The organism is Bacillus sp. SA1-12 (assembly GCF_000981385.1).
In the GTDB taxonomy this organism is placed as follows: Bacteria; Bacillota; Bacilli; order Bacillales; family Bacillaceae; genus Metabacillus.
Map to the genome: position 1 here is coordinate 51,219 of NZ_LATZ01000023.1, position 6,162 is coordinate 57,380.

The window sequence follows — 6,162 nt, forward strand, 5'->3', positions numbered from 1 at the left end:
CCATTTTTACTTCTTATTTAGGAATGATAAGCAAAATAAGCAATCTCCATCCTTCCGAAGGCTGCCATAATGCAAATTACAAATATGAAAGCCTTCTTGATACAATCTTGCTAGATTATCATATCCTTCACCTATATCAATTTGATTTTGCTTTGTTTCCTTTTTTTCCTTCGATTTCGGTTTCTTTATTTTTTCAGCATTTGCACTTGTTATTGTTGAGTCTAATCTTCGGCGTAGATTCTCATTTTCGATTTTCAAATGCTGGTTCTCTTCAATAAGATCGCCTAAATGCTGTTTCAATTCACCCAATTGAGTATATAAAGATCCTATCTGTTCCTCCATACTGCTGACAGACTCAAATATCTCTTTTTTATCCACTTGTTCCACCTCATCAATCTGTGGATTGCATTGGAACTACGCCTTCTTTCTGCAATTCATCCCAAGTGTATTCTACCACGCGTTCTTGTTCAACCAGGTCAACCTGTATAATTTGCTCTAATATATTTAATCCAACAACTTTTCCAAGCCCCTTAGGCGTACCGATCATTTCGCCGATGTCTGGTAAAAGTTCCTTTGCAGACTCATAATCATCATTTTCGTACTTTAAGCAGCACATTAAACGACCGCAAAGACCGGAAATTTTCGTAGGATTTAACGATAAGTTTTGATCCTTTGCCATTTTAATAGAGACAGGCTCAAAATCGCCTAAAAATGTAGAACAGCATAACATACGGCCACAAGGTCCTATACCGCCCAGCATTTTGGCTTCATCCCGAACGCCAATTTGTCGGAGCTCAATTCTCGTTTTAAAAATAGCTGCTAAATCCTTAACTAATTCACGAAAATCAACGCGTCCATCTGCTGTGAAATAAAAGATCACCTTATTACGGTCGAATGTATATTCAACATCTACTAATTTCATATCTAAACCATGCTCAGAAACTTTCTTTTGGCATACATGATATGCTTCTTCTGCAGCCTCTTGATTTTCCTGAACCATTAATTTATCTTTCTCATCAGCAAGTCGAATGACCTTTTTTAACGGCAGTACAATATCATTCTCCTCAACTTTTTTATTATTTAGTACGACTTTCCCATATTCTATTCCACGAATGGTTTCAACAATAACAAAGTCGTCTTTTTCTATATGAAGACCGTTTGGGTCGAAATAATAGATTTTGCCCGCTTTTTTGAAACGAACACCTACAACATCATACAAACTTATCCCTCCTGCAATGTTAACACCAATTGCTCCATCATTAATTGTGGACTCACATTGGCATGAAGCCTTTTTTTAGCCTCTAAAATAGAAGTCATCTTCTCAGTCACACTTCTTTGTGTCATTTGAAGGGCATGCTGCTTTAATTGCTGAATTATGTCTTGAAAAATTACTTGTTCGTCTATTCCTAATTGGACCGATAAAACATCTTTATATATATATAATAACAAGTCTAAACCTGTTTCTTGCTTTTCCTTATCATTAAAATGGTTCATCCACTCTGTATGAACAAATATAGGTGCCTGTCCATTTCGATCTGATACCATTTCATATAATTTTATCACTTTCAATCTAGCCTGCGCAAACCAATCATCTTGTGCAATCTCCATTGCAGCCTCTTTATCGTTTGTTAACTGTGAAGCGAGTGCCGCAAATTGCTTAGGAATCCCGCTTTGAGTTAGTGTTTCCTCAATAGATTTAGGCTGTAATGGTTGAAATGATAACAACTGACAACGGGATAAAATCGTATTCAACATTCTATGATACTGCTCAGTTATTAAAAGAGCAATTGTATTCGCATTCGGTTCTTCTAAAAACTTTAATAAGCTATTTGCAGCATTTACAGTCATTTTATCAGCATGAATAATCATATAAAGTTTTTTATTCGATTCAACACCTGATTTAGAAAACTCCTCTTGCAATGCCTGAATCTGCCCTTTCTTAATCGAAAGTCCATCAGGCTCAACTAGATGAACATCAGGGTGATTTCCAGATTGAATCCTTTTACAATTTCTACATTTCTCGCATGGTTCAAAGCCTTGGAGATTTTCACAAAAGAAACTTTTGGCAAGCAAAAATCCTATCTCTTTTTTACCCGTTCCCTTTTTCCCCTCAAATAAATAGGCATGTGCTAATCGATTCTTTTGTATACTATTTGCTAGTAACTTCATAACACGCGGCTGATACGACGCGAGCTCTTGCCAATTTTTCACCATTGCTCTCCATCACTCTCTACGTATAAAGGTTAATCAATAATCCTTTTATCTCACCTATTTTTGCAAGGATATCAATCGTTGAGCTTTCCTTGTTAACGACTTCGTCAGCTAATTCAACGAGTGACTGATCAATTTGTTCTATGATTTTTAATGACCTGCTATTTCCATTATAATCCCAGCTTCTTGTCTGTTTCATCGTCATTCCATACTTGACGGCCTCGTGGATAAACTTCTTAATCAATAATTTATATTTTGCAAGTTCGCTAAAATTTCTTGATCTTGATAATCTGCGACCTGCGTCTTCAAGGTTAATAAGTAACTTATTTAATTGTTCAAGCTGAAGCTTATTATCCTGCTTCATGACTAAATCCTGAAAACCCTTTGGAGAATTTATTGATGTTTTCTGTTCTATATCTCGTTTATCCATAACTGTACGTATGTCTGAACTGATTTTCATAGAAACCTCCATGGCGAAAGATCACCATATCTGTTAGAACTACTATTTATTAGAAGTGATGAAATTGCTCTACAGGAAGGACGAATACAGTTGCCCCGCCAACCTCTACCTCAACAGGATAAGGGATGAACGAATCCGCATTTCCTCCCATTGGTGAAACTGGTGCAACAAGCTGATCTCTCGATTTACAATTATCCTTGATAATCTGCAAAGCCTTATCAACCCTTATATCCTCTGTCCCTATCATAAAGGTCGTATTGCCAGATTTAAGGAATCCTCCTGTACTAGACAATTTAGTTACACGGAAATTGTGCTCCATTAGAGCATTTAAAAGCTTATTGCTATCCTGATCCTGTACAACAACAATTATTAATTTCATTATGAAATCCCCCTTATATTGTAACATGTTTAACCAATGTGATTCATTGCATGTTTAATGGTAATTTACTGTTCACAGAACATTATAGATCAATGTGTTTCTTTAATATCCCTTTAATTTCAGCTGCAACCTCTTCAACTGGTTTATCAGCGTTAATAATAATGATCCTATCTTGAAATTTCTCGATAACTTGCTGATATCCTTCTTGAACCTTATAATGAAAGGATAAGTCTTCCATATCGAGGCGATTTTTCTCTCGTTCTGCATTATTTGCGATCCTTTGAAGACCTGCTTTTGGATCAATTTTAAAATAAAAGGTAACATCCGGTAAAAAACCATTAATCGCAAATTCATTTATAGAAAAAACTTCATCGATTCCTAAACCTCTGGCATATCCTTGATAGGCTAAGGAACTATCAATAAATCGGTCACAAAATACATGTTTGCCTTTATTTATTGAAGGTATAACCCTCTCTACTAGATGCTGTCTTCTGGCAGCTGCATAGAGAAGGGCTTCAGTTCTTGAATCCATTTCTGTATGTTCCTTATTTAAAATGACTTCACGTATCTTTTCTGCGATATTGATCCCACCAGGCTCCCTTGTAAAAACAGCCTCAATACTGGATTTTTCCAAATCCTTCATTAATATTTCCAATACAGTAGTCTTTCCTGCTCCTTCTGGACCTTCAAACGTAAAAAACTTTCCCTTCAATATACTCAGCTTCCTTTCATGAATACAGCAATCTTCCCTTGTTGAATATGATCATCTCCCTGAATCGTTGCGCCGGTCTCCATTAGTTCCTTTAATTGTTCGATTAAGTCATTCGTAACTCTTTCACCAATCATAATAAAAGGTATTCCTGGTGGATAAGGAATAATGGCCTCAGCTGCATAATGGCCTATAGCTTCACTTAAGGTTACCACTCTCTTTTTACATGTTTTTAAGTATGAATATGATTTTTCTATAGGTTGAATCCTTTTAGTCTGACGATTACTCATATGAACCAGTTGTTTTATCGGATGAGAGGGAGTAGGAAATCTTCTTTTGATCTTATCTAGATGCTTTATTATTAATTTATCATAGGCAAGGGGTAAAATAAAAAGCACGTTTGCAGGATCAGCAAGTTCGGTATAGATCTGTTTTGATTCTAAGTAGTCCTGAAGCTCATAACCAGTTAATCCATTTGCCGCCCTTATAGTAAGCTTTAAAGGATCAGTTCTAACAAGTTGATCTCTTGATGTAACAATGTTTATTTCATTAATAGAGTTTATTTGCTCATGAAAGTCTGCGATCACTTGCAAAATATCATGTTGTCTTTCTTCACTCTTTATTTTTTCCAGATAAGCCCTTGCTAAGTCCAAAGATGCCATAATTGGGTAGGATGGGCTGCTGCTTTGCAAGAGTGATAAGTAATAAAATAGTTTTTCTTTATCAACTATCTTACTATTAAAATGCAGATAAGAACCCATTGTCATTGCCGGCAATGTTTTATGAGCAGAGTGAACAACGATATCTGCACCAGAACGGACAGCAGAGACAGGAAATAGATCGCCTGCTATAAAATGTGGACCATGCGCCTCATCCACTAGGACGGGTATGTTGTGGTCATGTGCATATCGAATGATTTCAGTTAAATCTATAGCTAGCCCATAATAATTTGGATTCGTTAAGATTAATGCCTTTGCCCTCGGATAACAAGCGATTGCCTCTCTTATTGTCTCTAGCTCAATATAAGAAGGCACTTGATAATCTTCATCTACCTTTGGCGATAAAAAAACTGGATTAGCTCCTGCTAATTGAATTCCATTTAGAATTGATTTATGTGAATTTCGTTGAACTAGCACAATGTCATTTTTACCGCAACAAGCTAAAATCATCGCTAAATTACCAACTGTTGTCCCATTTACTAAGAAGTATGTATTTTGAACGCCATATAAGGAAGCTGTAAGCTCCTGAGCATGGCGGATTGCTTCTTTAGGATGGTGCAGATCATCTAAGCCAGTAAGCTCTGTAACATCCAATGGTAAAATCCCCTGATAGACCTGCTTAGCTTTGTCCATAAAGATCGTCCCATTTTTATGTCCTGGAACATGAAAGGACATTGGGCTCCTCTTTGTATGCTGCATCAATGCGGTAAAGAGGGGTGTTTCCATATATTTATCAACGTCCTTTAATTAATATAAAATAATTATAGCAATACTTAAGTTCTTGAGTAACAAAATTATCATTTATCACCTTATTTTTTCATAAAAAAAAGCTGATACATGTCAGCTTCTTTTAATACTATGTTTTTATACAATACTATGAATAAAGTGGCGAGTTTTTTATCCTTCTTAACTTTTCTAAAAAATAGGTGTATTTCGGATCAGATGGTTGTGTACTTGTCATTTCTTTTTCACAGTCTACACAAATGAAACTCGTATAGAGATGAATTCCTGCACTTTTTTCCACATCGCAAATTATACATGTTTCTCCTTCGGAATTTGGTATTCTATTAGAATTCACTTTCTCCACCTCCATACTTTTAAGTTTGCCCAGAATCACCTATTGTATACACAATTTAGAATTTCGTTAATCTTGTATTTAATACCTTATGTTTTTTTAATTGTTTTGTGTTTGTCTTTAAATAAACCTTTGATTTTAAATATAAAAAAGACCAGTATCTCTACTGATCTTTTCTCTTCTTACCTGGCAACGTCCTACTCTCACAGGGGGAGACCCCCAACTACCATCGGCGCTGAAGAGCTTAACTTCCGTGTTCGGCATGGGAACGGGTGTGACCTCTTCGCCATCGCCACCAGATATATTAAGTTTGAAGGCATGTTCCTTCAAAACTAGATAACGATTTTTCAATTCATTTACTGAGCATACGCATTTGTATTAGGTTAAGTCCTCGATCGATTAGTATCAGTCAGCTCCACACGTCACCGCGCTTCCACCTCTGACCTATCAACCTGATCATCTTTCAGGGATCTTACGTTACAAAGTAACAGGGAAATCTCATCTTGAGGGGGGCTTCATGCTTAGATGCTTTCAGCACTTATCCCTTCCGCACATAGCTACCCAGCTATGCCTTTGGCAAGACAACTGGTACACCAGCGGTGCGTCCAT

Annotated in this window: 8 protein-coding genes and 2 rRNA genes; all 10 read right to left on the minus strand. The window is 36.5% G+C overall.

All coding sequences use genetic code 11. The annotated features are described in order from the left end of the window. Window positions 1–6: 6 nt before the first annotated feature. Window positions 7–378 carry a DNA replication initiation control protein YabA gene (yabA, locus tag WQ54_RS13970; RefSeq protein ID WP_046517533.1) on the minus strand — a complete coding sequence of 124 codons (372 nt, stop codon included), beginning with the start codon at window positions 376–378 and terminating at the stop codon, window positions 7–9. 13 nt (window positions 379–391) lie between these two features. After that, complete coding sequence (locus tag WQ54_RS13975) at window positions 392–1,219, minus strand: stage 0 sporulation family protein (protein ID WP_046517534.1); 828 nt, start codon at window positions 1,217–1,219, stop codon at window positions 392–394. Between the two features lie 2 nt (window positions 1,220–1,221). Next, on the minus strand, window positions 1,222–2,214 hold the full coding sequence (gene holB, locus WQ54_RS13980) for a DNA polymerase III subunit delta' (protein WP_046517535.1): 993 nt from the start codon (window positions 2,212–2,214) through the stop codon (window positions 1,222–1,224). Between the two features lie 16 nt (window positions 2,215–2,230). After that, window positions 2,231–2,671 (minus strand): YaaR family protein, encoded by a 441-nt coding sequence (locus WQ54_RS13985; protein WP_046517536.1) that lies wholly within the window; start codon window positions 2,669–2,671, stop codon window positions 2,231–2,233. A gap of 49 nt (window positions 2,672–2,720) precedes the next feature. Next, window positions 2,721–3,050 (minus strand): cyclic-di-AMP receptor, encoded by a 330-nt coding sequence (locus tag WQ54_RS13990; RefSeq protein WP_046517537.1) that lies wholly within the window; start codon window positions 3,048–3,050, stop codon window positions 2,721–2,723. 82 nt (window positions 3,051–3,132) lie between these two features. Then, the gene (tmk, locus tag WQ54_RS13995) at window positions 3,133–3,762 is read right to left on the minus strand and encodes a dTMP kinase (protein ID WP_046517538.1); all 630 of its coding nucleotides are present in this window, start codon (window positions 3,760–3,762) and stop codon (window positions 3,133–3,135) included. A gap of 5 nt (window positions 3,763–3,767) precedes the next feature. Further along, window positions 3,768–5,204 carry an aminotransferase class I/II-fold pyridoxal phosphate-dependent enzyme gene (locus WQ54_RS14000; RefSeq protein WP_046517539.1) on the minus strand — a complete coding sequence of 479 codons (1,437 nt, stop codon included), beginning with the start codon at window positions 5,202–5,204 and terminating at the stop codon, window positions 3,768–3,770. Window positions 5,205–5,352: 148 nt separating this feature from the next. Beyond that, on the minus strand, window positions 5,353–5,571 hold the full coding sequence (locus WQ54_RS14005; RefSeq protein ID WP_046517540.1) for a sigma factor G inhibitor Gin: 219 nt from the start codon (window positions 5,569–5,571) through the stop codon (window positions 5,353–5,355). 166 nt (window positions 5,572–5,737) lie between these two features. Next, window positions 5,738–5,853 (minus strand): 5S ribosomal RNA (rrf, locus tag WQ54_RS14010). 79 nt (window positions 5,854–5,932) lie between these two features. Then, window positions 5,933–6,162 (minus strand): 23S ribosomal RNA (locus tag WQ54_RS14015); the annotation flags it as partial.

Coding starts and splice junctions, on each gene's coding strand:
- holB (WP_046517535.1), bottom strand. CDS start 2,214: ATGGTGAAAAATTGGCAAGAGCTCGCGTCGTATCAGCCGCGTGTTATG.
- WQ54_RS13985 (WP_046517536.1), bottom strand. CDS start 2,671: ATGAAAATCAGTTCAGACATACGTACAGTTATGGATAAACGAGATATA.
- WQ54_RS13990 (WP_046517537.1), bottom strand. CDS start 3,050: ATGAAATTAATAATTGTTGTTGTACAGGATCAGGATAGCAATAAGCTT.
- WQ54_RS14000 (WP_046517539.1), bottom strand. CDS start 5,204: ATGGAAACACCCCTCTTTACCGCATTGATGCAGCATACAAAGAGGAGC.
- WQ54_RS14005 (WP_046517540.1), bottom strand. CDS start 5,571: ATGGAGGTGGAGAAAGTGAATTCTAATAGAATACCAAATTCCGAAGGA.